At 43.2% G+C, this 273-nt stretch carries 1 pseudogene; it reads left to right on the top strand.

Annotated features, from left to right (window positions below):
• Nucleotides 1-273: pseudogene (locus KIV40_RS31535) on the top strand (alpha/beta hydrolase); the annotation flags it as partial.

A 273-nucleotide genomic window follows, 5' to 3' on the forward strand; every position in this document is an offset into this window, starting at 1 on the left:
ATCTCATGCTAATCAAATTGCACCAAACTTGGTCGCCCCTGTAGTTATTAGGGGAATTGACCAATGTAAGGGCGTTTGGCAGTGGCGCAGCGACCCAAAATTGAAGTGTGATTCTGTTTATAGGATGTCTCAGGCGCACGCCGATGCGATAAATGAGGCGATAGAATGTCCTCAATTGATAATTCTGGGAAATGAAGGATTTAAGGATTTACAGCATAATCGCTACAAATCTACTCAAAATCCCCCAATTATCGAGATGATTTCAGGCGGACA

The sequence above is a fragment of the Vibrio sp. D173a genome (assembly GCF_030248475.1).